The 25,678-nt window shown below is 35.2% G+C and carries 27 protein-coding genes and 1 tRNA gene; 20 read left to right on the forward strand and 8 right to left on the reverse strand.

Annotation, left to right across the window (positions count from 1 at the left end; translation table 11 throughout):
- Position 1: 1 nt before the first annotated feature.
- From WMO14_RS08870 to WMO14_RS08905, 8 genes are all read left to right on the forward strand, one after another.
- The gene (locus WMO14_RS08870) at positions 2-1,717 is read left to right on the forward strand and encodes a sulfate adenylyltransferase subunit 1 (RefSeq protein WP_349153736.1); all 1,716 of its coding nucleotides are present in this window, start codon (positions 2-4) and stop codon (positions 1,715-1,717) included.
- A gap of 428 nt (positions 1,718-2,145) precedes the next feature.
- Complete coding sequence (locus tag WMO14_RS08875) at positions 2,146-2,868, forward strand: LytR/AlgR family response regulator transcription factor (RefSeq protein ID WP_349153691.1); 723 nt, start codon at positions 2,146-2,148, stop codon at positions 2,866-2,868.
- 120 nt (positions 2,869-2,988) lie between these two features.
- Positions 2,989-4,311, forward strand: a complete 1,323-nt coding sequence (locus WMO14_RS08880; protein WP_055306449.1) for a sensor histidine kinase — start codon at positions 2,989-2,991, stop codon at positions 4,309-4,311.
- 192 nt (positions 4,312-4,503) lie between these two features.
- Complete coding sequence (locus WMO14_RS08885) at positions 4,504-4,647, forward strand: cyclic lactone autoinducer peptide (protein ID WP_022502847.1); 144 nt, start codon at positions 4,504-4,506, stop codon at positions 4,645-4,647.
- A gap of 37 nt (positions 4,648-4,684) precedes the next feature.
- Entirely contained in the window at positions 4,685-5,290 is a 606-nt protein-coding gene (locus WMO14_RS08890; RefSeq protein WP_055175483.1) for an accessory gene regulator ArgB-like protein, read from the forward strand.
- A gap of 198 nt (positions 5,291-5,488) precedes the next feature.
- Positions 5,489-6,508, forward strand: a complete 1,020-nt coding sequence (locus tag WMO14_RS08895) for a hypothetical protein (protein ID WP_349153692.1) — start codon at positions 5,489-5,491, stop codon at positions 6,506-6,508.
- A gap of 146 nt (positions 6,509-6,654) precedes the next feature.
- Positions 6,655-7,143, forward strand: coding sequence for an HD domain-containing protein (locus WMO14_RS08900; RefSeq protein ID WP_055175887.1), 489 nt, complete (start codon positions 6,655-6,657; stop codon positions 7,141-7,143).
- Positions 7,144-7,317: 174 nt separating this feature from the next.
- Positions 7,318-7,776, forward strand: coding sequence for a ferritin-like domain-containing protein (locus WMO14_RS08905; RefSeq protein ID WP_022502843.1), 459 nt, complete (start codon positions 7,318-7,320; stop codon positions 7,774-7,776).
- A 120-nt stretch (positions 7,777-7,896) separates the two neighbouring features.
- Here the strand turns inward: WMO14_RS08905 and WMO14_RS08910 are convergent, their stop codons facing one another.
- The 3 genes from WMO14_RS08910 to WMO14_RS08920 all read right to left on the reverse strand — a co-directional run bounded on the left by WMO14_RS08910 (position 7,897) and on the right by WMO14_RS08920 (position 8,824).
- The gene (locus WMO14_RS08910) at positions 7,897-8,022 is read right to left on the reverse strand and encodes a hypothetical protein (RefSeq protein ID WP_022502842.1); all 126 of its coding nucleotides are present in this window, start codon (positions 8,020-8,022) and stop codon (positions 7,897-7,899) included.
- 125 nt (positions 8,023-8,147) lie between these two features.
- Positions 8,148-8,291: a hypothetical protein gene (locus WMO14_RS08915; RefSeq protein WP_318255708.1), complete on the reverse strand. Its 144-nt coding sequence runs from the start codon at positions 8,289-8,291 to the stop codon at positions 8,148-8,150.
- Between the two features lie 125 nt (positions 8,292-8,416).
- Entirely contained in the window at positions 8,417-8,824 is a 408-nt protein-coding gene (locus tag WMO14_RS08920; RefSeq protein WP_090139507.1) for a hypothetical protein, read from the reverse strand.
- 224 nt (positions 8,825-9,048) lie between these two features.
- On the opposite strand from WMO14_RS08920, the gene WMO14_RS08925 reads away from it, so the two are divergent.
- Positions 9,049-9,133, forward strand: a tRNA-Leu gene (locus WMO14_RS08925).
- 500 nt (positions 9,134-9,633) lie between these two features.
- Positions 9,634-11,070, forward strand: coding sequence for an InlB B-repeat-containing protein (locus tag WMO14_RS08930; RefSeq protein ID WP_349153693.1), 1,437 nt, complete (start codon positions 9,634-9,636; stop codon positions 11,068-11,070).
- On the opposite strand, the gene WMO14_RS08935 is transcribed toward WMO14_RS08930, so the two are convergent.
- Positions 11,071-11,829 (reverse strand): ABC transporter ATP-binding protein, encoded by a 759-nt coding sequence (locus WMO14_RS08935; protein ID WP_022502838.1) that lies wholly within the window; start codon positions 11,827-11,829, stop codon positions 11,071-11,073.
- Positions 11,822-12,850 (reverse strand): FecCD family ABC transporter permease, encoded by a 1,029-nt coding sequence (locus WMO14_RS08940; protein WP_349153694.1) that lies wholly within the window; start codon positions 12,848-12,850, stop codon positions 11,822-11,824. The genes WMO14_RS08935 and WMO14_RS08940 overlap by 8 nt, the downstream gene beginning before the upstream one ends.
- 183 nt (positions 12,851-13,033) lie before the next feature.
- On the opposite strand from WMO14_RS08940, the gene WMO14_RS08945 reads away from it, so the two are divergent.
- The 8 genes from WMO14_RS08945 to WMO14_RS08980 all read left to right on the forward strand — a co-directional run bounded on the left by WMO14_RS08945 (position 13,034) and on the right by WMO14_RS08980 (position 18,631).
- A complete protein-coding gene (locus tag WMO14_RS08945) occupies positions 13,034-14,266 on the forward strand; it encodes an O-acetylhomoserine aminocarboxypropyltransferase/cysteine synthase family protein (protein ID WP_349153695.1) in 1,233 nt (410 codons plus the stop codon).
- 44 nt (positions 14,267-14,310) lie between these two features.
- Complete coding sequence (locus tag WMO14_RS08950; protein ID WP_022502835.1) at positions 14,311-15,177, forward strand: ferredoxin-like domain-containing protein; 867 nt, start codon at positions 14,311-14,313, stop codon at positions 15,175-15,177.
- Between the two features lie 90 nt (positions 15,178-15,267).
- On the forward strand, positions 15,268-15,519 hold the full coding sequence (locus WMO14_RS08955) for a sulfurtransferase TusA family protein (RefSeq protein WP_349153696.1): 252 nt from the start codon (positions 15,268-15,270) through the stop codon (positions 15,517-15,519).
- An 11-nt stretch (positions 15,520-15,530) separates the two neighbouring features.
- Positions 15,531-15,848 carry a thioredoxin family protein gene (locus tag WMO14_RS08960; protein ID WP_055175454.1) on the forward strand — a complete coding sequence of 106 codons (318 nt, stop codon included), beginning with the start codon at positions 15,531-15,533 and terminating at the stop codon, positions 15,846-15,848.
- 51 nt (positions 15,849-15,899) lie between these two features.
- Positions 15,900-16,109: a sulfur carrier protein ThiS gene (gene thiS / locus WMO14_RS08965; RefSeq protein ID WP_090139513.1), complete on the forward strand. Its 210-nt coding sequence runs from the start codon at positions 15,900-15,902 to the stop codon at positions 16,107-16,109.
- A 106-nt stretch (positions 16,110-16,215) separates the two neighbouring features.
- Positions 16,216-17,022, forward strand: coding sequence for a thiazole biosynthesis adenylyltransferase ThiF (gene thiF / locus WMO14_RS08970; protein WP_022502831.1), 807 nt, complete (start codon positions 16,216-16,218; stop codon positions 17,020-17,022).
- A 42-nt stretch (positions 17,023-17,064) separates the two neighbouring features.
- Entirely contained in the window at positions 17,065-17,475 is a 411-nt protein-coding gene (locus tag WMO14_RS08975; RefSeq protein WP_349153697.1) for a M67 family metallopeptidase, read from the forward strand.
- A gap of 244 nt (positions 17,476-17,719) precedes the next feature.
- On the forward strand, positions 17,720-18,631 hold the full coding sequence (locus WMO14_RS08980) for an NAD(P)/FAD-dependent oxidoreductase (RefSeq protein WP_349153698.1): 912 nt from the start codon (positions 17,720-17,722) through the stop codon (positions 18,629-18,631).
- 107 nt (positions 18,632-18,738) lie between these two features.
- On the opposite strand, the gene WMO14_RS08985 is transcribed toward WMO14_RS08980, so the two are convergent.
- Positions 18,739-19,647, reverse strand: coding sequence for an alpha/beta fold hydrolase (locus WMO14_RS08985; RefSeq protein ID WP_090139515.1), 909 nt, complete (start codon positions 19,645-19,647; stop codon positions 18,739-18,741).
- Between the two features lie 195 nt (positions 19,648-19,842).
- On the opposite strand from WMO14_RS08985, the gene WMO14_RS08990 reads away from it, so the two are divergent.
- Together WMO14_RS08990 and WMO14_RS08995 are read left to right on the forward strand one after the other, a co-directional pair.
- Positions 19,843-21,204, forward strand: coding sequence for an MATE family efflux transporter (locus tag WMO14_RS08990; protein ID WP_055306524.1), 1,362 nt, complete (start codon positions 19,843-19,845; stop codon positions 21,202-21,204).
- 131 nt (positions 21,205-21,335) lie between these two features.
- Positions 21,336-23,423, forward strand: coding sequence for a hypothetical protein (locus WMO14_RS08995; RefSeq protein ID WP_349153699.1), 2,088 nt, complete (start codon positions 21,336-21,338; stop codon positions 23,421-23,423).
- Positions 23,424-23,509: 86 nt separating this feature from the next.
- On the opposite strand, the gene WMO14_RS09000 is transcribed toward WMO14_RS08995, so the two are convergent.
- Together WMO14_RS09000 and WMO14_RS09005 are read right to left on the reverse strand one after the other, a co-directional pair.
- Positions 23,510-24,673, reverse strand: coding sequence for an FprA family A-type flavoprotein (locus WMO14_RS09000; protein ID WP_349153700.1), 1,164 nt, complete (start codon positions 24,671-24,673; stop codon positions 23,510-23,512).
- 43 nt (positions 24,674-24,716) lie between these two features.
- On the reverse strand, positions 24,717-25,592 hold the full coding sequence (locus WMO14_RS09005) for a diguanylate cyclase domain-containing protein (protein WP_349153701.1): 876 nt from the start codon (positions 25,590-25,592) through the stop codon (positions 24,717-24,719).
- Positions 25,593-25,678: the final 86 nt, after the last annotated feature.

Raw genomic sequence — 25,678 nt, forward strand, 5'->3', positions numbered from 1 at the left:
GATGATAGGATTATTAAAATTTATTACATGCGGAAGCGTGGATGATGGAAAGTCTACATTAATAGGACATATATTATATGATTCAAAGCTTTTATATGCCGATCAGGAAAAGGCTTTAGAGCTTGACAGTAAAGTAGGAAGCCGAGGTGGTGCTATTGATTACTCGCTTCTTCTTGACGGACTTATGGCAGAACGTGAACAGGGTATCACAATCGATGTTGCTTACAGATATTTTACAACAGATAAGAGAAGCTTTATCGTAGCTGATACACCAGGTCACGAAGAATATACAAGAAATATGGCGGTTGGTGCTTCATTTGCTGACCTTGCAATAATTCTTATTGATGCTAAGCAGGGTGTTCTTGTGCAGACTAAAAGACACGCAAGAATATGTGCCCTTATGGGAATTAAATATTTCGTATTTGCAGTAAATAAGATGGATTTAGTTGGTTACTCAGAAGAAAGATTTAACGAGATAACTAAGCAGATTGATGAATTATCTAAAGAACTTGGACTTGCAAGTGTAAAGATTATCCCTGTATCAGCAACAGAGGGTGACAATATTACAGTTAAATCTGATAATACACCTTGGTATCCAGGCGAAGCACTTCTTACTTACCTTGAAAATGTGGATGTAAGCGAAAAGAAGAAGGAAGAAGGTTTTTATATGCCAGTTCAGAGAGTATGCCGTCCAGACCATACTTTCAGAGGATTTCAGGGGCAGATTGAATCAGGTGTTGTATCAGTTGGAGATGATATAATCACACTTCCTAGTGGGGAGTCAGCTAAGGTTAAGAGTATTCTTATTGGAGATAAGGACAGTCAGTTAGCACAGGAAGGACAGCCAGCTACAATCCAGCTTGACAAAGAAGTTGACGTATCAAGAGGTTGTGTACTTTCAAGCGGAACAACACTTCCGGTAAGCAAGTCACTTACAGCAACTATACTCTGGATGGACGATGCAGAACTTACAGTTGGTAAGGATTACATTGTTAAGATTGGCACTAAGCAGGTTCTTGGTGTATTAAAGAACATTCAGTACAAGATAGACGTCAATACAGGAAATTTCCTTCCAGCTAATGGACTTAGCAAGAATGAGATAGCAGTGTGCGATATTGGACTTCAGGAAGCAGTTATTATTGATGAATTTGCAAAACATAAGACGCTTGGCGAACTTATTCTTATAGATAGAATAAGCAATATGACATCTGCCTGCGGTGTTGTCACAGATTCGAGTGCATATGATAACAAAGAAGTAAAATGTGCATTTGTAAATGGAAGCCTTAAAGGAAATGCAGATATATTTGAAGAATATTATTATAACCTTGAAAGTGCCACAGTTACAAAGGTAAGCCCATCAGGCAAGACATACAAGGTCGGAGATGTAATTAACGTAAGCGGTGAGACATACAGCTATCCAGATAACTTTGATGTAATCGTTCTTCGTGATAAAGTAGCAGTTACAGTAAGAGATAAGAAGATAGAAGCAATCACAAAGCTAGAAGAATATACATACACAGGAACACCAGTAATCAACAGCCGTGGCTTTGAAATCAGGCTCAATGGTGAGGATGACTACAACAACCTTATAAATGACTTAAATGCCATCGAAACGGCTAACAAACCACTCAATGATGAATTTTTCAACAAGTGGACAAAATTCGATACTTACAGAAAAATCATCTTCAAGGATGAAGTATGGGAATATGTAATATAATGAGCCGTGCCTGACTTAACAGCAAAGTGATGCTTGTGCTTGCACAAAGCAGCACTTTGAAGCTAAGTCGGATAGGGCGAAGCCCGACAGTTCCAGAAGCCAGAGGCTTCTGGAACTTGCACGGTGTAAGCATCTTCTCCCACCCACCAGCCTATGAACAGTGCGTTAGCACGCCTTCATAGGCACAAATATTAAATACAAACATATATACTAACAATATCCTCTCGTCCAGAGAGAAAAAACTACCATATATGCCCCGGTAAGTCATTATCAGACTATCATTGCAATTATTACAATATTCTTCACCCCACATTATTGCGAACCAACCTAAGATTATGTATAATATTATCTATTATGATATGCATGCAGAAAGTAATTTTGCTACTCACATCATTATATTATTAATGTACGAAAGCAGGCGGATAATTATGGAGTTTGTTATATGTGATGATGATAGATTGTACGCATCCCAGTTTATTGAACAGCTTAAAGTGTTGGAAAGCCAATACGATGAGCTGTTCAATTGCGTTTATTATGACCATTATGAGAACTTTATGGAGAGCCTTAGAAATAAGGAATGTGATAAAGCCGATATATATTTTTTAGACATAGAATTTGGCGAAGTGTATGGTATGGACGTGGCAAAGATTATAACAAGAATGAACAGGAATGCCGGTATTGTGTACATTACGAATTATGAAGAATATGCAATCAAGGCATTTGTGTGCAGACCATTAGGATTTATAAGAAAAAAGCACGATGCAGAGGATATAAAAGTTACAATGGATAAGATAATATCATATATGAATGATAAAAATGTGTTGTATACCTTTAAGAATAACAGGAATACGCTTGTGTTAAATCTTTCGACAGTATTATACATAGAAATGTCCAATCATGATATGAACATATATATGACAGATGACTGCCGGGTTGTAAGGGATAAGATTTCAAGAGTAGAGAAGGAATTGGCGACTAAAGGCTTCGTTAAGATTAACAGGTCAAGTCTTGTTAATATGGAGCATATTGTAAATATTAAAGATGATGAGGTAATAATTGATAATGGTACAAAGCTGTATATAACTGGCAATAAGCAGGAAATGATTATACGTGACTGGCAGGCGTATATTATGGGATATAGTGAGCAGTAAGAGTAAGTGATAGAAAAAGCTGAAAGAATATGCAGATATAGTAAGCGTTACGGGTACATACAGTTTAGCGAATGCTGGATAGAATATACATAGTAAATGATAAAAAAGATTGGAGAAAATATGGATAAAGTTTCGTTTATAGTTGAAACACTTGCAAATATTAATCAGAGCATTTTGCTTATATATTTTTTATGCGGTACATTGAACGTTAATAAAAAGATTAATTCCAAGATTGCAGTAATATCAGGTGTTTCGATAATATTTGCATATCTGGAAATCCAGTATATGGTTGTTCCGTTTGAGGGACTTGGTGTTGGCATATTGTGGGCAATGCTTGTTATATATGCGTGCCTTTTTATGGATGGCAATATATTTCAGAAAATGTATGCTTCAATGTTTATTATAGCAACGATAATATTTGTTACGGTACTTTTGGGCAGTATAATGGGAGCATTGTATAATGTGCATTTTATAGAATTCACAGGAACAGCTTCTATGGAAAAGTGCCTGCTGGTTATTCTTATACAGATAACAATATGGATTGTTGCGGTAATACTTGTAAGAATATTAAGAAGATACAGCTATGGAGTGAATATTAAGGACACGGTAATAATTATGGCGGCTATGATAATGTCAGTTATTATCACCAATGAAGTGCAGATGATGTCAACAGACAGTGATGCTGAGAAAATGATAGTGCGCTCAATTATAATAATGATATGTGTAACAATAATGTTTATCCTGTGTGTGGCATTGTATGAGATTATACAACGCAGTACATACGCTCTTATGGAGCAGACAATAATGGAACAGGCATATAAAAGCAGATTAGAAAATGTCGAGGATATAGAAACGAATGTCGAGCGTATATCAAGAATAAAACACGAACTTAATAAGACACTGATTGCTGCTAATCTTATGCTTAAGGATGGACGTACTGAGGAGGCAAGAGAATTCTTAAGCCAGTTTGATGGAGATCTGGATAAAATAATTGTTGAGAAAATGTATACTAATAATATAATTATCAACGAGTTCCTTACAAAGAAATCTAAAGATTGCAGACAGAAAAACATAGATTTTGTGGCTGTTGTCAACGGAGAGTTAAAGCTCATTAAAAATGTAGATATATTCTGTGTGCTTTCTAATCTGCTTGATAATGCAATTGAGGCTCAGACATTTGTTGATAATAAGAGAGTTGAGGTATTTATAGATGAGAATGAGGATGTATGTTCCTTAAAAATATATAACAGCATATCAGATGATATGGTAAAAGCCTTCAAAGAAGATACTTTATTTAATACACACAAAAAGGATAAATTAATGCATGGATATGGTCTTAAAAATGTAAATGATGTTGTAAAGAAATATAATGGCAGAATTAATTATTCAATAATAGGTACTTGTGTTCTTTGCTGTAGTGTAATTCTTTACAGGGAAAAATAAATTCACGACATATAAGATATAATTCACGACACGCTTATTGAAATGATGGAAATAAATGTTAATATTAAATCAGCTTTTGTGCTAACTCGAATAAGGGATGAGAGTTGAGGATAGAATGAGAGCTGATTTATCAGCATCAGATATATTAATACTTGTAACGTCAGACGTCAGGTAGGAAAGGAGTTGGAAGATATGAAGAAGAGCAATGTATTATTAAATTGTGTTGCTAAGGCGGCACAGCATTCTGCTAAGAAGGCTGTAAACAGTGCTTCAATATGGAGCTGCTATCAGCCAAAAGAACCACAGACAGCAGCTAAGTTAAAGAAGAACAGATAATACCAATGTATTACTGAGAGGTAAGGGGATAGGGATAATGCTAGGAAGAATAGCAGATAGTATTGCAGTTCTTTTTTTGAAGAAGAACATAATTAATGAAGATGAGCTCCCTGTATACCAATATGGTATGCAGGTGCTTATCTGCAATATAGCAGGAATGTTGACAGTCCTTATTGTTGGCATATTAATATCAAGACTGGTTGAAAGCATAATATTTATTACAATCTATGCTACATTAAGAATATATACAGGAGGGTATCATGCAAGAACTCCATTAGTATGTAATATAGTATTTCTTGGGACATATTTAGTTACAGTTATGCTTGAAGCTTTAAAAGTCAATAATTCGGTTGTATGGATAATGTATTTATTATCCTGCCTTATAATATTAAGATTTTCACCAATAGAGAATGTTAATAAAGAATTAGATGAGAAAGACAAAGAAATATATCGTAATAAAAGTTTGATAATTAGTACATTATTATTGATGATATTATTAGCGGGTGACATTACAGATAGATATAGTAATGGTGCAGTTAATAATATTATGATGAATATGTATAGTGATATAAGCCTTTATATGAAGCTTGTTATAATAAGCATAGCAGTGCTTATGTTATATGCACTTTTTAAAGACAAATAATTAATATAATAATATCTATTATAATTCCCATAGGTTATATGCTTAAAAGAGTACAAACCTATGGGATTTTTGCGTGTATAATAGATATGTGAAATTTAAGCAGAAAATGTAAGCGGAAAAGTGGTATAATATTGACAATAAATGGCTGATGATACAGAATAAATTGTCTTATTAATAATCAGGGAGAAGCATATTAATATGAATATTGAAAGCAATTTTAATAATAATATAGATAAGACTGATAGATGGATAGCACATTATCACCTTCCCGGTCTGTTTGAATTCTATGAGTTTTATAAAGTATTCCTGTCATTGTTTTATGAGCACAGGGAGTATTTTTATGACTGGTGTGATATAGGTTCTATATATGGTGCACCAGCGGATTGCATATGGGGCGGCGGGCGTGCCGGCTTTGGAGACGGTGAGGCAGAAAAAGTATTTTCACTTATGGCACAATATGGAATATCGGCAAGACTTACATTCAGCAATTCGCTTATCAGGAAGGAACATCTGGCAGATGTGAAATGTAATAAGTTGTGTGAATTATTAAAGGCGGCTTCGAAATTGCATAGTGATTATAAGGTTACATCTGAATATGCGTCTAAAGATTATTCTATAGATAATTCAATAAGAGATACTGCATTTAAAAATGGAATTATAGTTCACTCAGATATTCTGCTTGACTATTTAAAAAATAAATATCCAGAGTTTTGTTTCGTTTCATCTACAACCAAGGTACTAACAGATTATAATGATTTGCTGAACGAGGTAAACAGAGATGATTTTAGTTATGTTGTGCCAGATTTCAGGTTGAACAAATGCTTTGATAAGCTGGGGACGATGACACAGGAACAGAAAGATAAGATTGAATTTTTATGTAACGAGTGCTGCTGGATTGGCTGTTATGACCGTAAAGCCTGTTATGAGACTGTAAGCCGTATGAATCTGGGCGAAAATTGCAACGGGCATATATGTGTGTCGCCTGAGGCAGGCGATGGATATAGATTTTCCAAGGCAATGCACAACCCGGCATTTATAAGTGTAGATGATATCAGGAATATATATATGCCTATGGGATTTACCAATTTTAAAATAGAGGGCAGAAGCCTTGGAAGTGCACTGGTGCTGGAATTTCTTCTTTATTATATGACTAAGCCGGAATACCAGATAAATGTAAGAGAAGAGATATATCTTGATAATATGCTTGATATATTTTAATACGAATATTGCGAGTATAATTTTAATAATATTTAGGATATTAAAAATATTGAAAATAAATAATAATATACAATATTTATCAAAAAAAGGAGAATAATACTATGAAAAACTCAGCTGTTCAAAGTGCTGTTACACAGAATATTAATATGTTAAATAAGTTACATATGGCTATGATTGAATTATATAAGGGGGATTCCAGGAGAATACAGCATTTCTGTAAAGTTCACAGTTATGCCAGGTTGATTGCCCAGATGGAAAATGTAGATTACAAGACTTTGTTTATTATTGAAACAGCGGCACTGACACACGACATAGGGATTCATACATGTGAAGAAAAATATGGAGAGTGTGGCGGCAGATTGCAGGAAAAGGAAGGACCTGCACTTGCTAAAGAGCTTCTTGAAAGACTTGGATTTGAAACAGACATTTCAGAAAGAGTGCAGTATCTGATTGCACATCATCATACATATAGTAATATTGACGGGATTGATTACCAGATACTTGTTGAGGCTGATTTTCTTGTAAATATGTATGAAGATGGTGTATCAAAAGATGCAGTGTTAAAGGCTTACAATAATATTTTTAAGACAAAATATGGGAAATATATATGTAAGGATATGTTCTTAATTGATTGAAAAAATGTTGATAAAAATATAAGTATGTAAGGTATATGATTATGAGAATCAACACATAATACATATGTATAAGAGATTGCAATGTAAATTAACAATCCTAATTCATAGTGGTGGCAGAATTGATTTCTGATATGCACATCGCAAAATAACCAGATTAAGAAAAGAGGCATATGTATGTTGTTGACTGAAAAAGAAATGTCGGTATTAAAGGATCTTCAGACACAGGAAAAGAATTGTATTGATAAATACGAGAAGTATGCAGGACTTGCAAAGGACGATGAGTTAAAACAGCTTTTTGAAGAGCTTAAGAAAAAGGAGCAGGAACATTATAAGACGATAGGTCAGATTTTAAATGGTGAAGTGCCATCCTGCGATTGTAATGATACAGCAGGAAAGGACTATCAGCCAAAGGGCAGTTATTCAAAGAGTGAAGAGTCAGAGGATAAAAAGAATGACTGTTTTCTTGCAACAGACAGCATAGGAACAGAAAAGCTTGTATCAGGTGAATATAATTCCAATGTATTTGCGTGTACTTTAACATCTATAAGAAAAGTGCTTGCAGATATAGAGATAGAAGAACAAAATCACGCTGAAATGCTTTATAAGTATAAAATGGCGAATGGTATGCAGTAGATAGTTTGATAACTACATTAAAAACAAAGAAAATAAGTAAATACTCAGAAAAAAATAATCAAAATATAAAACGCTATGTTATCATTGTGTGATTTCATAGCGTTTTATTAAATACCACGGTTATTTAACAGCTGAATTATTTTTCTCGTCAGCTTCTTTAGTAGCCTGATGGTCTATTCGGCATCCGAATATAATACCGCCAACAATTAATAAAACAACAATTCCTACAGTTATATTTCCAACCATATAATACTCCTTTTCTGATTTAATTAAGTTAATATTTCAATTCGTTAAATTTAATGTTTAGCCAAATTATATTGTACTGTCAGCTAACTGTATATTTAGCTGACTGCACAGTTAGTCTGTTCAGATTAGTCAAATAAAGAGATTTTATATTTAACTGCTCTGAATATTTTATAGATTATGGTTACTACAATGCCTAAAGTTATGCCTAAAGTAGAACCAACAGCTATAAGACCGCCTATAGCTATGCCTATATATGTTAAAATGTTCATAATATCTCCGTTTCTTATAAAATGTATTAAATTGTTGCAATATACATTGAGGCTGGTTTATTACAAATATACACATTTTATACATAATTATTTATTGCATATTATATGAATTCATTTTGAGATAATTATTTTGAACCGTCCTTTTTATGGATATAATCAACAATAATCGTTGAATAAGATGGATTGATATCCAAAGAATAATTAAATGAATATATATGATAGAAATTGTCAATATTAAAGTTATTATGTAAAATAACAGCGGCAATTGAGCGTATTAATAGACGTGTTCCCATTCTTGGCAACACATTTTCTGAAGTAATAGCTGTCTGATTACCAAGCATCTCTGATGTACATGGTCTGTAATCATTTATAGAAGATTTTGGCGTAGTAATAAGCTGGAAATCGTGGAAATCAGCTTCTGTTTCATACGATATCTCAGTGAGAGCAGTCTGCACATTGTAGAAACACAGTCCGCCAAAGAACATTGCTATTATAAATATGCAGCTTAATAAGCGTAAACATCGTTTCTTCATAACAATACCGCCAATCCTTTCTATAGTCTGTTAATATGAAGATAATAGCATATTAAGAAAATTTTGTTAATAGTCAATTAGCAGGATAATAGATTAATTGCTGTTAGTTTATATCAAAAAATATGTCATACAATACGGTATATAAAATATAGTAAAAAAATGCTGGACAAATGGCATACAATAATGTAATATTAATCAAGTCGGGTGACCGATATAACAAATAAGCAGTCGTGGCGGAATTGGCATACGCGCTAGACTAAGGATCTAGTCCATATTGCTTGGGTGCGGGTTCAAGTCCCGCCGACTGCACTTGATTAAGGAACTCAGCGAGAGTTCCTTTTTTGTTGCATAATAGTATATGTTCCATATTGGATAAAGCTATGAATAAAACATTTAAAGTAGTATTCTTTTAATATATTAATTATAAAAATACTTGCATATTATAAATTTATATGATATTCTTTATATAAAGTATACTTAATGAATTAATTCTATACACCAATACAATATATGTCCCAGTTAATCCCAATATTTAATAATAATAATCCCGAAATATTAATTATATAATAAATATTATAACAATGTGAAAATTGAGAAGAAACACCATTATCCTAATAATATAAGAAATAACATAGTTATAATGTAAGAATAATAAAAAATAGCGTAACAGCCATAATTAATTACAGTAATGATATTTGCTGTTACAATAAATGTTTAACTATAGTTTAGTGAATGATGCGGAAAGGAAATAGAATTTGCAAAAAAGAACGAAAAGATATAATTATAGGATTTTTTTACTTAATACATATATGAATAATAATAAATTACGCTTAACAATATTAAAATGTAAGCCGTTAAAGACTGCATTTATAAGAATTACAGCAATAATGCTGTTTATTATATGCGGCGTAACAGAGTGTATGGCGGACGTTAATACATCAGCATTTTTACATAAAAAAGATGTTATTGATTTGAATAATAATAGTATTGAATTTACATACTGGGACGGCTGCGATCACAAGATTAAGACAAAGAATTATACAATATCATCAGACTGGCGCAATGCTATGCTTATATGGAGTGAGGATTTAACAGGGACAATAGGCACTAATACGACAATATATGGACCATATACATGGCTTCCGGCGGGAGATTACAGAGTAAGCTTTAAGCTTACTGCATATGGGTGGAATACTTTGAAATATTGGGATATAGGAGTTAATTTTGGACAGCAGAATACGGGATACCGCAACAAGTATGACAGGTCAAATTGTCAGATTAATGCTGACACAACAGTGAGCGACATAGTGTGTGGAGGTAATGATACAGGAGGTAATTTAGATTATACTATTCATACTAATGGTGACAGTGCAGATTATGAGTTAAGGACATATTTTAACAGGGATGTTGATTTTGGGATTGGTGCACCTGAACACGAACTTGGTAAGATAGGACAATTTATAAGAGAGATTACGATATGTTCTCTGGATAGTAATACCATATATTATGATGCAGATGGTGGATTGCTTGATAAGGAGGAAGCAGGGACACTTACTGATACGAACTGGGGAGCTGACAGAGGAGATGTATCAATTCCGGCTAAGGAAGGATATATATTTGAGGGGTGGTATGGTTATAGTAAAGCATCTAATATAACTTCTAACAGGGACGAGCTTACATTTGATACAGATAGTGAATATGTTATGCTGTGGGATAGCAAGGGCAAGGCTTGCAGTAATGTATTAAAAGAAGCCAGCTACAGTGATTATACGGTATATGCCAGGTGGAAGCCGAAGGATAAAGTTATAAAATATATATCTAATACATCGTCAGTGGTAAGCAATATGCCACAGGATATTAATACGGTGTACGGTTCGGAGGTTTCATTATCGGGGCAGAGTCCGTCAAGAAAGCTGTTTAAGTTTGATGGGTGGAATACTGAGGCTGATGGGAGTGGTGATATGTATTATCCTCTGGAAGCTGTAACTGAACTTACAAAGCTTTCAGAGGACACAGTTAATCTATATGCACAGTGGCAGCAGCAAAGATTTATGTATATTAAAGCTTCATCAACGACCTATTGTGATACTCTTATTAAGAGGACACCTGATGATGAACTCTGGTATACAGGCATAGGCAGTAATACAATCCGCAGTCTGCCAGATAGTATGAATAGCTGGCAGGTGCAGAAATGGTACATTGATAAGAATGGCAGTATATATAAGGATAATTATATAAATGTATAATTACATAAAAATATAATAGTCACCCTCATCATCAGAGAATTTTTTATAGGTTGTGTGGAATACATCTTCAATAATATGTGTTTTAAGGCAGTTGGCGGGTGTGTCACTTATTGCAATCTTACGGTCGTTCATTATAACAAGATTATCAGATATTCTTATTGCATCAGATAAATCGTGTAGTACAAGAATGATTGTTTTGCCTGATTTTTTAAGTTTATTGACCATAGAGAAGAAAGTCCTCTTGCCCTCAAGGTCAAGATAAGTGACAGGTTCGTCCATAATTATAATCCGGCTGTCCTGTGCGAGTATCATAGAGAAGAATACACGCTGCCTTATTCCGCCAGAAAGTGTGTCGGTATTATCTTCAGAATAAGGCATTACATTAGTGAATTCCATTGAATTATTGACTATTTCATTATCTTTATCTGTTTTACGTCTTGTAAAGCCAAGATAAGGAAATCTGCCGTGTTCTACTAATGTTCTTACAGGAAGTACAGGGATAACGGTTCTTATTTGCGGAAGAAATGCTATTCTTTTGGCTCTTTCTTTTAATGGCAGTGACAGGATATTTTCATTATCTACTGTAATAGTGCCTGCTGTAACTTTAGAACAGCCATTAAGGCACTGAAGAAGGGTTGTTTTGCCGCATCCATTAGGACCGATTATCGTTGTTATCTGTCCTTTTGGAAATGTTATATTAATATCATTTAATATATTGGTTCTGGATACGGCTACATTAACGTGTTCATATTTAAGCATTTATTCGTCTGCCTCCTTTTTTCTTTAATAAAAGGTACATAAAGAATGGACCTCCGATAAAAGCCATAATTATTCCAGCAGGAAGTTCATATGGAGCAGCTATAAGACGACCAATGATATCACATATAAGTACAAATGAAGCACCAAGCAAAGCACTTGTTGGCAGGAGGTATCTTGCATCACTTCCGAATAAAGTCCTGCATATATGAGGAACAATAAGACCTATGAAGCTTAATAGGCCAGCAAAGCTTACAACAAGACCTGCCATTATGCTTGATAATACAAGAAGAAAGAATCTTGTAAGTGGAACATTCAATCCTAAAGAGCGGGCATAGTCATCACCTAATGAAAGTATATTAAGCGGCTTGGCCAGAATGAAGGATACAAGTACAGCAGCTATAATTCCAATTGCTGGCAGTGCTATTTTGTTAAATGTAAGTCCGGATAAAGTACCCATAAGAAAAGAAGTGATATTAAGGGTTATATCTGTATTTATTAATTTGATAGTGTTAATACCTGCATTAAGAAAGGAAGATACAGTTATTCCGGCAAGTATAATGGTTGTTCGTGAGCTGTCAGCCATATATGCAAGTGCATATATGGCAAGTGTTGTTAAAAGTGCACCTACAAATGAAGCTATAGATGTGGCATATCCTGAATGAGGGAATAACATCATAGCAAGCATTACAAAGAAGCCTGCACCGGAATTGACACCTATTGTATTAGGACTTGCAAGTGCATTATTCATAACGCCCTGAAGGATAACACCAGCAACAGAAAGTCCCATACCGGCAATAATGGCACCAAGCATACGAGGAAGACGTATGTTCACTATTAATATGTAAGTCACAGAAGTCTTGTCGGGGGTAAAGAAGCATTTTAGTATATCTGCTGGATTGATATATACGCTTCCTAGCATAACGCTTAGAAAAGAAGCTGTTATTAAAAGTCCAAAGAGCAATATATATATGTATATATGTCTTGAACGGCTGTTTGATTTTGAGTTGGTTTTATTGGTCATAGTTGTTATTTTCCTTATAATAAATATATGTGAATAGAGTATCATAAACCGCTAATTTATTCAATTCATATTTACATACCGAATTTATATGAAATAACTATTGACAAATATTAACATAAGGGTTAAAATTCAATTCATATTAAACAAGTAGGTTTGTAGTTTATACGAAATGGAGATAATGATATGAGATTTAATACAGCTTTACTTCATGGCGATTTCAGAGGAGATAAGAATACTGGTGCGACACAGACACCTATATATCAGTCAAGTGCATTTGAGCATGCGAGTGCTGAGACACTCGAGAAGATATTTAATAATATGGCACCTGGATTTTCATACAGTAGAATTAGCAATCCAACAATAGAAGCATTTGAGAAAAGAATGACAGTTCTTGAGGGCGGTGTTGCGAGTGTTGCCTGTTCATCAGGTATGGCAGCAATAACGAATGCCTTTACTAATATATTACAAAGTGGTGACGAGATTGTATGCAGTGCAAGTTTATATGGCGGAAGCATTGATTTATTCAGGGATTTAGAAAGCTTTGGAATTAAGACACATTATGTTAATAATAATGATGTGGAACAGTTCAGAGCAGCTACGAATGAGAATACCAGGCTTTATTTTGCAGAGACAATTGGTAACCCAAGACTTGATGTAACAGATATCAGATTAATAGCTGATGAAGCTCATAGGGCAGGCGTTCCATTTATCGTTGATAACACAGTTGCTACAGCATATCTTATTAAGCCAATAGAGTATGGTGCGGATATAGTTGTTAATTCAACATCGAAGTATGTTAATGGCAATAGTAATTCAATCAGTGGTGTCATAACTGATTCTGGTAATTTTAAATGGGATATTATAAAATATCCTGGTATGAAAGATTTTAAGAAATATGGTCCATATGCGTATACAGCCAAGTTAAGAAATGGAATATATCGTAATACAGGGGCTTGCTTATCACCACAGAATGCATTTTATAATATTCTTGGAATGGAGACACTTGGAATAAGAATGGAACGTGTCTGTAGCAATGCAATGATATTAGCCAAGTATCTTAATGATAATTATGGTAATCTTAGTGTTAATTATCCTGGACTTGAGAATAGCGAATTCTATAATATTGCTAAGAAAGAACTTAACAATGGGTTTGGTGGCATAATAACAATCCGTACAGGAAGCAAGGAGAAAGCATTTAAGTTTATTAATGCATTACAGATTCCTCTTAACGTATCTAATATAGGTGATACTAAGACATTGGTTATACATCCAAGCTCAACAATCAGTGCTCACAGCACAGAGGAAGAGAAGAAGATTGCTGGTGTATATGATGATCTGGTGAGAATAAGCGTAGGAATAGAAGATGTGCAGGACCTTATAGAAGATTTCACACAGGCGTTAAAAGCAGCTAATTAAATATCAAAAAATGACTAAGAAAAGAATAGAAATGAGGTAGAATTATGGCTAAGATTGATTATGCAGCACTTAAAAAGGGCGGATTTATGAGACAGAAGCAGAAAGGATATTTTTCATTAAGAATACAGGTAGTTGGTGGTAATCTTACATCTGAGAATATCAGAGCTGTAGCTGATGTAGCTGATAAATATGGAAAAGGCTATGTACATATGACATCAAGACAGGGTGTTGAAATTCCATTTATTAATTTTGAAAATATTGAAGAAGTTAGAGCAGCTTTAGCAGATGGTGGTGTTAAGCCGGGTGTATGTGGACCAAGAGTTCGTACAGTTACTGCTTGTCAGGGTAATGAAGTCTGTCCAAGCGGCTGTATTAATACATATGAACTTGCTAAGAAGCTTGATGAACATTACTTCGGAAGAGAACTTCCACATAAGTTCAAGTTTGGCGTAACAGGTTGTCAGAATAACTGTCTTAAGGCAGAGGAGAACGATATCGGTGTTAAAGGTGGTATGGACGTAACCTGGGTAGAAGATAAATGTATCAATTGTGGCGTGTGTGAGAAAGCTTGTAGAATGGGTGCTATAAGCTGTGCTAATAATACAGTTACTATTGATAGAACTAAGTGTAATAACTGTGGACGTTGTGTAAAGGCTTGTCCTACAGAAGCTTGGGAAGGCCAGAGTGGTTATATTGTATCATTTGGTGGATTATTTGGTAACCAGATATACAAAGGCGAACAGCTTCTTCCACTTATTAAAGATGAAGAGACACTTTTCAGAGTAACAGATGCAGCAATCGGCTTCTTTGAAAAGAATGCTAACCCAGGAGAGAGATTCAGACTTACATTACAAAGAGTAGGTGAGGATGAATTTAGAAAAGCTATTAAAGCTGCTTACGAGGGTAAATAATAAAATTTATAGTCAAAAGATTATAAATTCGTATATGCTTACACGATAAGGCTTTTGAACTTATACGGTTTAAGAAAAAGGAGGACTAATATGGAGATTGAAGGAATTAAGATTGACGATACAGTAGATATTACAGATAAGGTTTGCCCACTTACATTTGTAAAGGCAAAGGTTGCTATCGATGAATTAGATGATGGTGAAGTTATTGCAATCTGTATGAATGACGGAGAGCCGGTAGCTAATGTTCCAAGAAGTATTAAAGATGAGGGACATCAAATCCTTAAACTTGTTAATAATAATGATGAGACATATACACTCATTGTTAAAAAAGTTGAAGAATAAGGAGAAGATTTATGGCTGAGAGAATAAAGTTATCAGATTTTGAAGAGAAGGTATTAAATAGTTCAGTTCCAGTTCTTGTTGATTTTTATTCAGACAGTTGCGTTCCTTGCAAAAGGCTTGCACCAGTTGTTGGAACAGTGGAAGATGAGAGGGCAGAAAGCCTTTCGGTATACAAGGTTAATATTAACTTTGATGCAGATGCAGCTTCTGAATATGAAGTAACAGCAGCACCTACACTTGTTCTTTTTAAAGATGGAAAGGAAACTGCAAGACATACAGGCGTATTCAGAAAAGATGAACTTACAAGCTGGATAGATGCTAATATTTAATTGATTTTAATAAAAAATAATTATGCCTAAGAGGCAGGAAAGAGGTTTAATATGCAGTTAACAGTATCAGGAGTAAAGAAAGAATATGAAGAGGGAATTACACTTCCAAAGCTTTTTGAAATTGAAAATGTTGAAACACCAGAATATGTTACAGTTTCAATCAACGAAGAATTCATTCCAGGAGACCAGAAAGAAACATACCAGTTAAAAGATGGTGATAATGTTGAATTCTTATACTTTATGGGTGGCGGACAGAGATAATTATAATAGTGTAATTAACTATAATGTCACAAGATAGTATTAAAATATCAGATTCAAGTAAGAATTACTTTAAAAGGAGTAAGATCTACTTTAAAAGGAGGTATATATGGCTTTAACAGATGAGCAGATAGAACGTTATTCACGTCATATCATTTTAAAAGAAGTTGGTGCTAAGGGACAGAAGAAGCTTCTTAATGCCAAAGTGCTTATAATAGGTGCAGGTGGACTTGGAGCACCAGCAGCTATGTATTTAGCAGCAGCAGGTGTTGGAACAATAGGAATTGCAGATGCGGATGAGGTAGATCTTAGTAATCTTCAGAGACAGATAATACATCAGACAGCAGATGTAGGCAAAGCAAAGGTTCAGTCAGCTAAAGAGACAATTAATGCTATGAATCCAGATGTAACAGTTAACACATATAGAGAATTCATTACAAGTGATAACATAATGGATATTATCAAGGACTATGATTTCGTAATCGATGGAACAGATAATTTCCCAGCTAAGTTCCTTATTAATGATGCCTGTGTAATGGCTAAGAAGCCATTCTCTCACGCAGGAATAATCAGATTTAAGGGTCAGCTTATGACTTATGTTCCGGGAGAAGGACCTTGCTACAGATGTGTATTTAAAAATCCACCACCAAAGGATGCAGTACCTACATGCAAGCAGGCTGGTGTTATCGGAGCTATGGGTGGTGTTATCGGAAGCCTTCAGGCTATGGAAGCAATCAAGTATATACTTGGTGTAGGGGATTTACTTACAGGTCATCTCCTTACATATGATGCTATAACACAGGAATTCCATAAGATTAAGTTGCCATCTGATACTGATGGCTGTGCTGTATGTGGAAAGCATCCAACTATCACAGAACTTATTGATTATGAGCAGGTAGTTTGTGAAGACCACTGATAATTATATCCAATCATAAGGACAATAAGGAGGCGTCACAAAGTGATTACATTTAATAAGAGTGATTTTGATACAATACTTGAATATGCTAAGAAGAATCTTCCAGAGGAGGCTTGTGGTCTTATTGGAGGAACAACAGAAAATGGGGATAAGCACATAAAAAAGATATATCTTCTTACTAATATTGACCATTCCAATGAGCATTTTTCAATGGATCCTAAGGAACAGTTAGCGGCAGTTAAAGATATGAGAGCTAATGGTTTAGTTCCTCTTGGCAACTGGCATTCACATCCAGAGTCACCATCAAGACCATCTGATGAGGATAAGAGACTTGCATATGACAGCAAAGCAAGTTATATGATACTTTCACTTATGAATATAGATGAACCAGTGCTTAATTCATTCCATATTGAAGGCAATGTATCAAATAAAGAAGATCTGAGAATAATATGATAAAGCATTGAGCCGTGCCGTAATAAACTATTAACCATTGCTGTGCTTGCACAAAGCGATGGTTAATAGTTTATTACGATAGGGCGAAAGCCCGGCAGTTCCATAAAGCTTTGCTTTATGGAACGTGCACGGCGAAAAAGGCGTTGTGCACGGCGAAAAGCCGGCGTGCATGGCGAAGAAGGCATTGTGCACGGCGAAGAAGCGAATAAATAGTGGTTCAGTGCGATAGGAATGGAGATTTATTATGAGTAATCTAACGGATATTTCAGATGTTATTATTATAGGAAGTGGTCCGGCAGGACTATCTGCTGCTATATATGTTGTCAGGGCTGGATTATCAGTTACTGTTATAGAGAAAGAATTTATGGGAACAGGACAGATAGCTGACAGCAGTAAGGTAGACAATTATCTTGGTATTCCAGCAATAAGCGGTTATGACCTGGGTGAAAGTTTCAGGGAACACGCACTTTCGCTTGGAGTAACAATAGAAGATAATAATGTTACCAGACTTACCACTGTTGATGACATATGGGAATTAGAGTTATCAGACGGAAGCACTAAGAAAGCCCAATGCGTAATATATGCGGCTGGCTGTAGCCATAAAAAGTTACAGGCAGAGAATGAAGAACAGTATACAGGCAAAGGAATATCATATTGTGCCGTATGTGACGGAGCATTTTATAAGGATAAAGATGTCGCAGTAGTAGGTGGCGGTGACACAGCACTTTCTGATGCACTTTATCTTTCAGATATATGTGCCAACGTATATATTATACACAGAAGGGAAGAATTCCGTGGAGCGGCTTCACTTCTTGCAAAGTTAAAGGAACGTACGAATGTGCACATATGCACTAACAGAACAGTAAAGAAAGTGGAAGGCAGTAATAATCTTGAGAGGATAATACTTGATAATGATACAGGCATTGACGTTAATGGATTATTTGTTGCCGTTGGAATGAGCCCACAGACAGAGCTTCTTAAGGGTATTGCAGAACTTGATAATTCAGGATATGTAATAGCAGGTGAAGATTGTGTTACATCAGCCAGAGGTTTATTCGTGGCAGGTGATGTCAGAACGAAAATATTAAGACAAGTAATAACAGCCGCAGCAGATGGTGCTATGGCAGCAACACAGGCAGTACAGTACCTTAGATAAAAGGTATGTACTGCCTGCTGGCATTTTCATATAAGTATAGTTTAGCTGTGTATATTTATATAATATGTATTTATTATATATTTATTGTATCTATTATATCTAGTTATTTAGTGCGTTATAGCTTCATATATATAATCAAGAACCTTTATGTTATCTTTTTCGTGTAAAATGTCGTGGCGCATATTATTAAATATCACGATATCTTTTATATTAAATCCCTGTTTAGTCATTAAATTTACGGTAGTTTTAATATTTTTTCCATACTCACTTACAGCATCATCACTGCCGCTAAGAATATATACAGGTGCCAAGCTTGCTGTCTTAGCCTTTTTAGATACACAGTTAATCATTCCTGATAATAGTTCATACATAAGGCTTGCTGTAATCTGTGCTGGAATATGAGGGTCGTTAAGATATTTATCACGTTCTTCTTCATTATAGAGAAGCCAGTCTGCACGCGATGTAGCATTTTTAATCTTATTATTGTACATTCCAAATGCAATGAACTGTATAAGCGGACTGCAATTCTGTCCGTTAGCCTGCATACAGGCGTGGTCGATATAACTTCTTATTGCTTTGAGAATAAAACGTGGCTGAGAACCAGTTCCGATAAGGAAACATCCGTCAATCTTAGTCCTTAAGTGAGGAGATAAAAGCATATCCCTTACGATGAATGAGCCCATAGAGAAACCAACAATATAATAAGGAAGTTTAGGGTAGCGTTTCTTCATTTCGGTGTAGCAGGTATGAACGTCTTTAACCACATATTCCCAGCTTCCTTTCTTGCCAAGATATGCTTTCCTGCTGCCATTCTGTAGTGAGTGGCCGTGTCCTATAATGTCAATACCGCATACAACGTATCCTTTGCTTGTAAAATACTGGGCAACTTTGTCATATCTTCCCATATATTCTGTTATTCCGTGTACAAGCTGTATTACGCCGATTGGTTTGCTTTCAGCTTTCCATACAGCTGCCTGTATAGTTGTCTTATTATCCGATGATTTAAAATTAAACATATATAACCTCAATTCTTAGCCAGTAGGCCTTTGGTACTAAAAAGCATTATACGACAAAATATTTAATAAAACTACATAAAAATTGCTAATTAAAACATATAATTATTTATTGAAAAAGAATAATAAATGTGTTATAGTCAGTATCCGTCTGAATGGCTTGATTTGCTTAATAAAATAAAGAATATCGAGGTATATATGGGTAACGATAATACAAAAGCACTAAGCGGTATGGATATGACTACAGGTTCGATACCGGTTAAAATACTAAAGTTCAGTATTCCACTTATGCTGGCACAGATTTTGGAAGTTCTGTTTAATATGTCAGATGTGGCAGTTGTTGGTAAATTTTCAAGTTACGAGGCACTTGGAGCAGTTGGCTCTACATCATTGCTTGTAACATTATTTACAGGATTTCTTATAGGTATGGGATGTGGTGTCAATGTAAGAGTTGCACAGCAGCTTGGTGCAGGTCAGAAAGAAAATGTACGAAAGACTATTCATACATCATTTCTTCTCTGTCTTATTGTAGGACTTACAGCACTGGTTCTTTGTATATTGGGTGCTGAATTCTTCCTGTCACTTATGAATACTAAAACAGAGCTTATAGATGGGGCGGTGCTTTATTTTAGAATATACGCACTTGGTATGCCGGCTATGGCTATATATAACTTTGGTAATGCGGTTATGAGTGCGAGCGGAGATACTAAGAAGCCTCTTATATATCTTACGTTTGCAGGCGTTGTGAATGTATGCCTTAACCTTATACTTGTTATAGGGATAGGTATGGCTGAGGATGGTGTCGCATTTGCTAGTATAACAGCCCAGTACATATCAGCAATACTTGTAGTGGTTAATCTGTTAAGAAGAAGTGACACAGACAGATGCCGGTTAAGAGTAAGAGAATTAAAGCTTTATCCGGGTGTGCCAAAGGTAATACTTATGCTTGGAATTCCAGCAGGTATCCAGAATGCTATATTTGCTATGGCTAATCTATTTATCCAGACAGGTGTTAATTCATTCAGTGCGGTTATGGTGTCAGGAAATGCCGCCGCCGCTAATGCAGATATGCTTATATATAATGTTATGATGGCTTTTTATACTGCGTGCTCAAGCTTTATGGGACAGAATATGGGAGCTTGTAACAAGAAACGAATGTTAAAAAGCTACCTTATAAGTATGGCTTATGCTTTCTTAGCGGCGGCGATACTTGGAGGACTTCTTATAATATTTGGAAGACAGTTCCTGTCATTATTTACAAGTGAGCCAGAAGTTATAGATGCAGGTATGCAGAGGATTATGATTATGGGCTTATCGTATGCTGTATCCTCATTTATGGATTGTACGATAGCGGCATCAAGAGGACTTGGCAAGACTATAGTTCCAACAATAGTGGTTATTATAGGTTCGTGTGTGTTCAGAGTAGCATGGGTGTATACAATATTTGCACATTTCCACACTATACCATCATTGTTCCTGTTATATCCATGTTCGTGGATAATTACAGCTGCCGCAGAGATAACCTATTTCGTGCATATATTTAAGAAAGTGACATTTTAAGGATAGTTACATTATGATTGCCACATAATATGTGTTAATAATATCTATATTCAGGTTCATCATCTGTAAGTTATAGCAATAACAATGCAGGACAGATTCGTTTCTTTGTTGCTGACAGCAAGGATTCGTTAATGGATACTGAAAAAGTAACTAACAAGTATGGCAGCTATACAGATTATGACTGCTATAATGTATTCAATGATGATGTAGTAAATGGTATTATTTCAAATAATAATGGTTATACATATTATAGCAGTGCATACTATGCAGGTGATAAGATTAGCTTATCAAAAGAAGCAGCAGAAAAGCTTATATCAGCAAGACGTAGAATTTCTGTGACAGCTTTTGATAAAGCTAGTAAGATATCTGGAATGACTGTTGAATTCGATGGCTATTTCCTTAATAATGAAGCTGTTTCTGTAGATATACCTAAGATTACATTAAGTAAAGATGCAAGCACATTATCAACTACATTTGCAGGCGGAACACCTGAATATGTATATAAGGTAGGAACTATACCATCAATTAAGGGCGTAAGCTTTAGAAGCACATTTTACAATTCAGGTGATGGAAGATTTAACGTATATGCTGTAGATGATGGAAGCTGTATTCCAGTGGTACAGAGAACATACGGATATACAAGGAACTTTACAGAAAGTGATTCTAATAGTGAATACTTCACAATATCTTTAGATAATGATAACTTTATAAAGACTGCAACAGTATCAGGTGGAGATTATGATGGTACAGAATATTCATATATTGCTAATCCTGATGTTCAGACAATAAAGAATATCGTTAAATACAATGCTAAGAAAAATATATCATCATCAATTAATGTATGCACAGATAAGGTTACATTTGATGCTGAGACAATTAATATGATTAAGAATGCTGAGGATGCAGGCATAACAGTTAACTTCTATGATTCTAACATCGGAAGAAGTGCAGGTTCAGCTACAACTTCAACATACAAGCTTGAAAATGTTGAAGCTAAGGATGTTACTATAGAAAGACCAGCAGTTGAAATTACATCAAACAATGCTGATTTTGAAAAGGTTATGGATCCAACATTAGCAGTAAGATATGTATCAGCAAGCAGTGCATTAGCAGATGGATTTACATATAGATTTACTGATCCAACTGTATTAAATGCTAAGTTTGATAATGAACAGACTTATGTAAAGCTTTCATTAGTAGATGGTAAATTAGTGAGAAGCGGATCTTTAGTTCCAAGCAGAACTATCGTTGTAGAAAAGAATACATATGCTTTAGTTCGCTCGGCAGATTACTCAACACCAGGTGATACACCAAGTACACCTAGTGACACACCAAGTACACCTAGTGACACACCAAGCGAACCAGAACAGCCAAGTGAGCCAGAGCAGCCAAGCCAGCCAGAACATCCTGCTCAGCCAGAGCAGCCATCTGATAATGGCGATACAACAGGCAAGAATGTTGAAGCAGAAGTTATCTCTGCGGATAAGCTTACTAATGTAGAAAATGTAAACAACGAACTTACAGAGCGTTTAACTAATTCATCTCTTTCAGAGGTAAGCATTGTAAGTGCCAAAGCAGCTCCTACACTCAGCTCTAATGTATTCTCTAAGATGAAGGAAAACCAGAAAGACATTACAGTTGGTGTAACAGATGAGAATAACAGACTCCAGTATCAGTGGAAGTTCAACAGTGATACAATTACACAGCCAGATATGGATATTGATTTAACAATTTCATTCGATACAGATAGAGAAAATGAGGTTAAGGAAATTACAGGACGTGATGATCTTATGTATCTTTCATTCAGTCATCACGGAGCATTACCTGGACCAGCTACAATCAAGACATATGTTGGTAACAAATATAAGGATGGAGATATAGTATACCTCTACTACTTCAATGAAGAACAGAACAGAGTTGAATCAGTAGGCGGTGTTAATAAGGGGCTCGTTGTTAAGGACGGATATGTTGAGTATACAATTACCCACTGCTCATTATACTTCTTATCACAGGATACAGCAGAAGTAATAAAGGCTGTTGACCCGGATACAGCAGATAATAATGGACAGGTAGCAGATGTGGCTGATACAGCAAAGGATTCAGCTGCAACAGGAGATACAACAAGAGTATTCTTATATGTTCTTGAAACATTAATGGCTGCAGTATTAGTTGCAGGACTTGTAGTTGCTGATGTGAAGAAGAACAGAATTAACAGGTAATTAAACAGCTATAACATAAAACAGCCGTTATAATGATAGATTAAATAGCTATCATTAACCGGCTGTTATTATATTAGCATCATATATTACTTAATGGCTTCTGCCAGCTTGTACATATTGGCAATATCTTCATCTTTCATAGTAGATTTGATAGTTACTGTATCGCCACATATAGTTATGTTCTTCATTCCTTCAAATGCTGTCTTAATACATTTGCCGGCAGTAGGTGCCCACGAGCCATTTTCGATGATTCCGACTTTACGGTTCTGATAAGCTTTGTGGGAAAGACGGTTAAGGAAGTCTTCCATAGGTGGGAATACACCACCATCATAAGATGCTGCAGCAACAATAAGCCTGCTGTATCTGAAAGCATCTTCAATAGCTTCTGCCATATCATTTCTTGTAAGATCAATAAATGCAACTTTGGCAAATCCCTTTTCTTTAAGAATATCAACCATCTTTTCAGCGGCTGTCTTAGTATTGCCATGTATTGAAGCACATGCTACAAGTACGCCGTCATCTTCAGGTTCGTAACTGCTCCATGTAAGATATTTTCCAATGTAGAATTCAAGGTTCTCTTTAAGTACAGGACCATGCAGAGGGCATATAGTCCTTATATCAAGTGCGGCGGCTTTCTTGAGTAAAGTCTGTACAGGTGCACCATATTTTCCTACTATATTAAAATAGTATCTTCTTGCTTCGCAAGTCCAGTCATCAGAAGCACTTAATGCACCAAATTTGCCGAAAGCATCAGCAGAGAAGAGTACTTTTTCAGTTGTTTCATATTCAAGCATAACCTCTGGCCAGTGAACCATAGGAGCCATAATAAATTTCAGGTTGTGAGTTCCTAATGATAATTCCTGTCCCTCTGCAGCTATAATACATTTGTCATCAAGATTATCCATAGCAAAGAACTGAGGAAGCATAGCTTTGGCTTTAGCACTAAGTACAAGCTTAGCATCTGGATATTTGTCTGAAAGTGCTTTGATATTAGCGGCGTGGTCAGGTTCAAGATGTGAGATTACAATGTAATCAACATTTCTTCCGGCAAGAACATTAGAAAGGTTATTAAACCATTCCTCTGACTTTCTTGCATCTATTGTATCCATAACGGCTACCTTTTCATCAAGAATCACATATGAATTATAGGAAATGCCGTTAGGAATGATATATTGGCTTTCAAATAAATCCAAAGTAGTATCATCAGCTCCTATATATTTAATTGATTCAGAAATTGTAACATTACTCATAATTAAATCCTCCTTATTAATGTTTAGTAATACTTGTTAGTTGTTAATTATTTAATCTATTATTTAGTGTATTAATTAATTCATCTTGAGTATTAATATTTTCATCAGCAAGATTAATACAGGCTGTTGAAATCTCAAAAGGTATCTTATTACTTTTGAATAGAATATGTTCTGGAATGGCTGCGGCTATAAGATTATTAATTCTATTTTCAAAATCTGTGTACTTAAGATTAGTGTCTAATATAAAGAATAAATCTTTGTCGTAGCGAACAAGCATCAATTCGCCATCAGATATATCTTTAAAAGTATGTGTAATTAAATTGTACAGACAGCATACAATTCCATTAGAAGCGATATCACCATATTCGGCTATTGTGTCAGCAAGATTAGTAATCTTTACAAATGCTGCATTAGACTGGTGGTTATTCTCTGCCTTATATAATTCATAAGGAAGATGTTCTGAAAGATAAGAACGGTTGTAAGCACCAGTTTCCTCGTCAAGCAGAAGGCTCCTGTTGGCATTTTGTATCAGAGATATTAAAGCGTTGTTAGTATTGCCGGCTTCAAGCTGTCGGTAAGTGTATGAGAAATGCTGGACGGTTTCAAGAACAAGCAGGGAGTTATTGACTCTTACTGGCCGCGAAGTGACATGGTATACAGTATCATCGCTTACATCAAGTTTGGATTGTATATTACCGGTAAGAAGTGTTCTTGCAGAAGTGCAGTTAATACATTGAAATATACATTTCCAAGAGTCATAACAGGAAATCGGTGTATCAGATGGTGTAAGACAAGTATCATTAATATCAATAATCTCACATTTGAATGGATTGACAAGTCGCACTACATCATATAGTGGTGATAGCAGCTCCATTTCTTTCTTTAATTCTTCAAAAGTATATTCAACAATTTCGCTCATACTTAAACCTCGTTTCCTATGTTAAAGTACATAAAGTAATATATATCATGGTGTGTTATATATATTATTCTGCATAACTTTATCTA

The organism is Lachnospira rogosae (ex Hitch et al. 2025) (genome assembly GCF_040096455.1).
Classification (GTDB): Bacteria; Bacillota; Clostridia; order Lachnospirales; family Lachnospiraceae; genus Lachnospira; species Lachnospira rogosae.

Excerpts from the sequence above, each read along its gene's own strand:
- thiF (WP_022502831.1), top strand. The coding sequence starts at position 16,216 with ATGGCTTTAACAGATGAGCAGATAGAACGTTATTCACGTCATATCATT.
- WMO14_RS08875 (WP_349153691.1), top strand. The coding sequence starts at position 2,146 with ATGGAGTTTGTTATATGTGATGATGATAGATTGTACGCATCCCAGTTT.
- WMO14_RS08895 (WP_349153692.1), top strand. The coding sequence starts at position 5,489 with ATGAATATTGAAAGCAATTTTAATAATAATATAGATAAGACTGATAGA.
- WMO14_RS08995 (WP_349153699.1), top strand. The coding sequence starts at position 21,336 with ATGGATACTGAAAAAGTAACTAACAAGTATGGCAGCTATACAGATTAT.
- WMO14_RS08960 (WP_055175454.1), top strand. The coding sequence starts at position 15,531 with ATGGCTGAGAGAATAAAGTTATCAGATTTTGAAGAGAAGGTATTAAAT.
- WMO14_RS08940 (WP_349153694.1), bottom strand. The coding sequence starts at position 12,850 with ATGACCAATAAAACCAACTCAAAATCAAACAGCCGTTCAAGACATATA.
- WMO14_RS08980 (WP_349153698.1), top strand. The coding sequence starts at position 17,720 with ATGAGTAATCTAACGGATATTTCAGATGTTATTATTATAGGAAGTGGT.
- WMO14_RS08885 (WP_022502847.1), top strand. The coding sequence starts at position 4,504 with ATGAAGAAGAGCAATGTATTATTAAATTGTGTTGCTAAGGCGGCACAG.
- WMO14_RS08955 (WP_349153696.1), top strand. The coding sequence starts at position 15,268 with ATGGAGATTGAAGGAATTAAGATTGACGATACAGTAGATATTACAGAT.
- WMO14_RS08890 (WP_055175483.1), top strand. The coding sequence starts at position 4,685 with ATGCTAGGAAGAATAGCAGATAGTATTGCAGTTCTTTTTTTGAAGAAG.
- WMO14_RS08910 (WP_022502842.1), bottom strand. The coding sequence starts at position 8,022 with ATGGTTGGAAATATAACTGTAGGAATTGTTGTTTTATTAATTGTTGGC.
- WMO14_RS08920 (WP_090139507.1), bottom strand. The coding sequence starts at position 8,824 with ATGAAGAAACGATGTTTACGCTTATTAAGCTGCATATTTATAATAGCA.
- WMO14_RS08930 (WP_349153693.1), top strand. The coding sequence starts at position 9,634 with ATGAATAATAATAAATTACGCTTAACAATATTAAAATGTAAGCCGTTA.
- thiS (WP_090139513.1), top strand. The coding sequence starts at position 15,900 with ATGCAGTTAACAGTATCAGGAGTAAAGAAAGAATATGAAGAGGGAATT.
- WMO14_RS08870 (WP_349153736.1), top strand. The coding sequence starts at position 2 with ATGATAGGATTATTAAAATTTATTACATGCGGAAGCGTGGATGATGGA.
- WMO14_RS08985 (WP_090139515.1), bottom strand. The coding sequence starts at position 19,647 with ATGTTTAATTTTAAATCATCGGATAATAAGACAACTATACAGGCAGCT.
- WMO14_RS08945 (WP_349153695.1), top strand. The coding sequence starts at position 13,034 with ATGAGATTTAATACAGCTTTACTTCATGGCGATTTCAGAGGAGATAAG.
- WMO14_RS08950 (WP_022502835.1), top strand. The coding sequence starts at position 14,311 with ATGGCTAAGATTGATTATGCAGCACTTAAAAAGGGCGGATTTATGAGA.
- WMO14_RS08915 (WP_318255708.1), bottom strand. The coding sequence starts at position 8,291 with ATGAACATTTTAACATATATAGGCATAGCTATAGGCGGTCTTATAGCT.
- WMO14_RS08905 (WP_022502843.1), top strand. The coding sequence starts at position 7,318 with ATGTTGTTGACTGAAAAAGAAATGTCGGTATTAAAGGATCTTCAGACA.
- WMO14_RS09000 (WP_349153700.1), bottom strand. The coding sequence starts at position 24,673 with ATGAGTAATGTTACAATTTCTGAATCAATTAAATATATAGGAGCTGAT.
- WMO14_RS09005 (WP_349153701.1), bottom strand. The coding sequence starts at position 25,592 with ATGAGCGAAATTGTTGAATATACTTTTGAAGAATTAAAGAAAGAAATG.
- WMO14_RS08900 (WP_055175887.1), top strand. The coding sequence starts at position 6,655 with ATGTTAAATAAGTTACATATGGCTATGATTGAATTATATAAGGGGGAT.
- WMO14_RS08990 (WP_055306524.1), top strand. The coding sequence starts at position 19,843 with ATGGGTAACGATAATACAAAAGCACTAAGCGGTATGGATATGACTACA.
- WMO14_RS08935 (WP_022502838.1), bottom strand. The coding sequence starts at position 11,829 with ATGCTTAAATATGAACACGTTAATGTAGCCGTATCCAGAACCAATATA.
- WMO14_RS08880 (WP_055306449.1), top strand. The coding sequence starts at position 2,989 with ATGGATAAAGTTTCGTTTATAGTTGAAACACTTGCAAATATTAATCAG.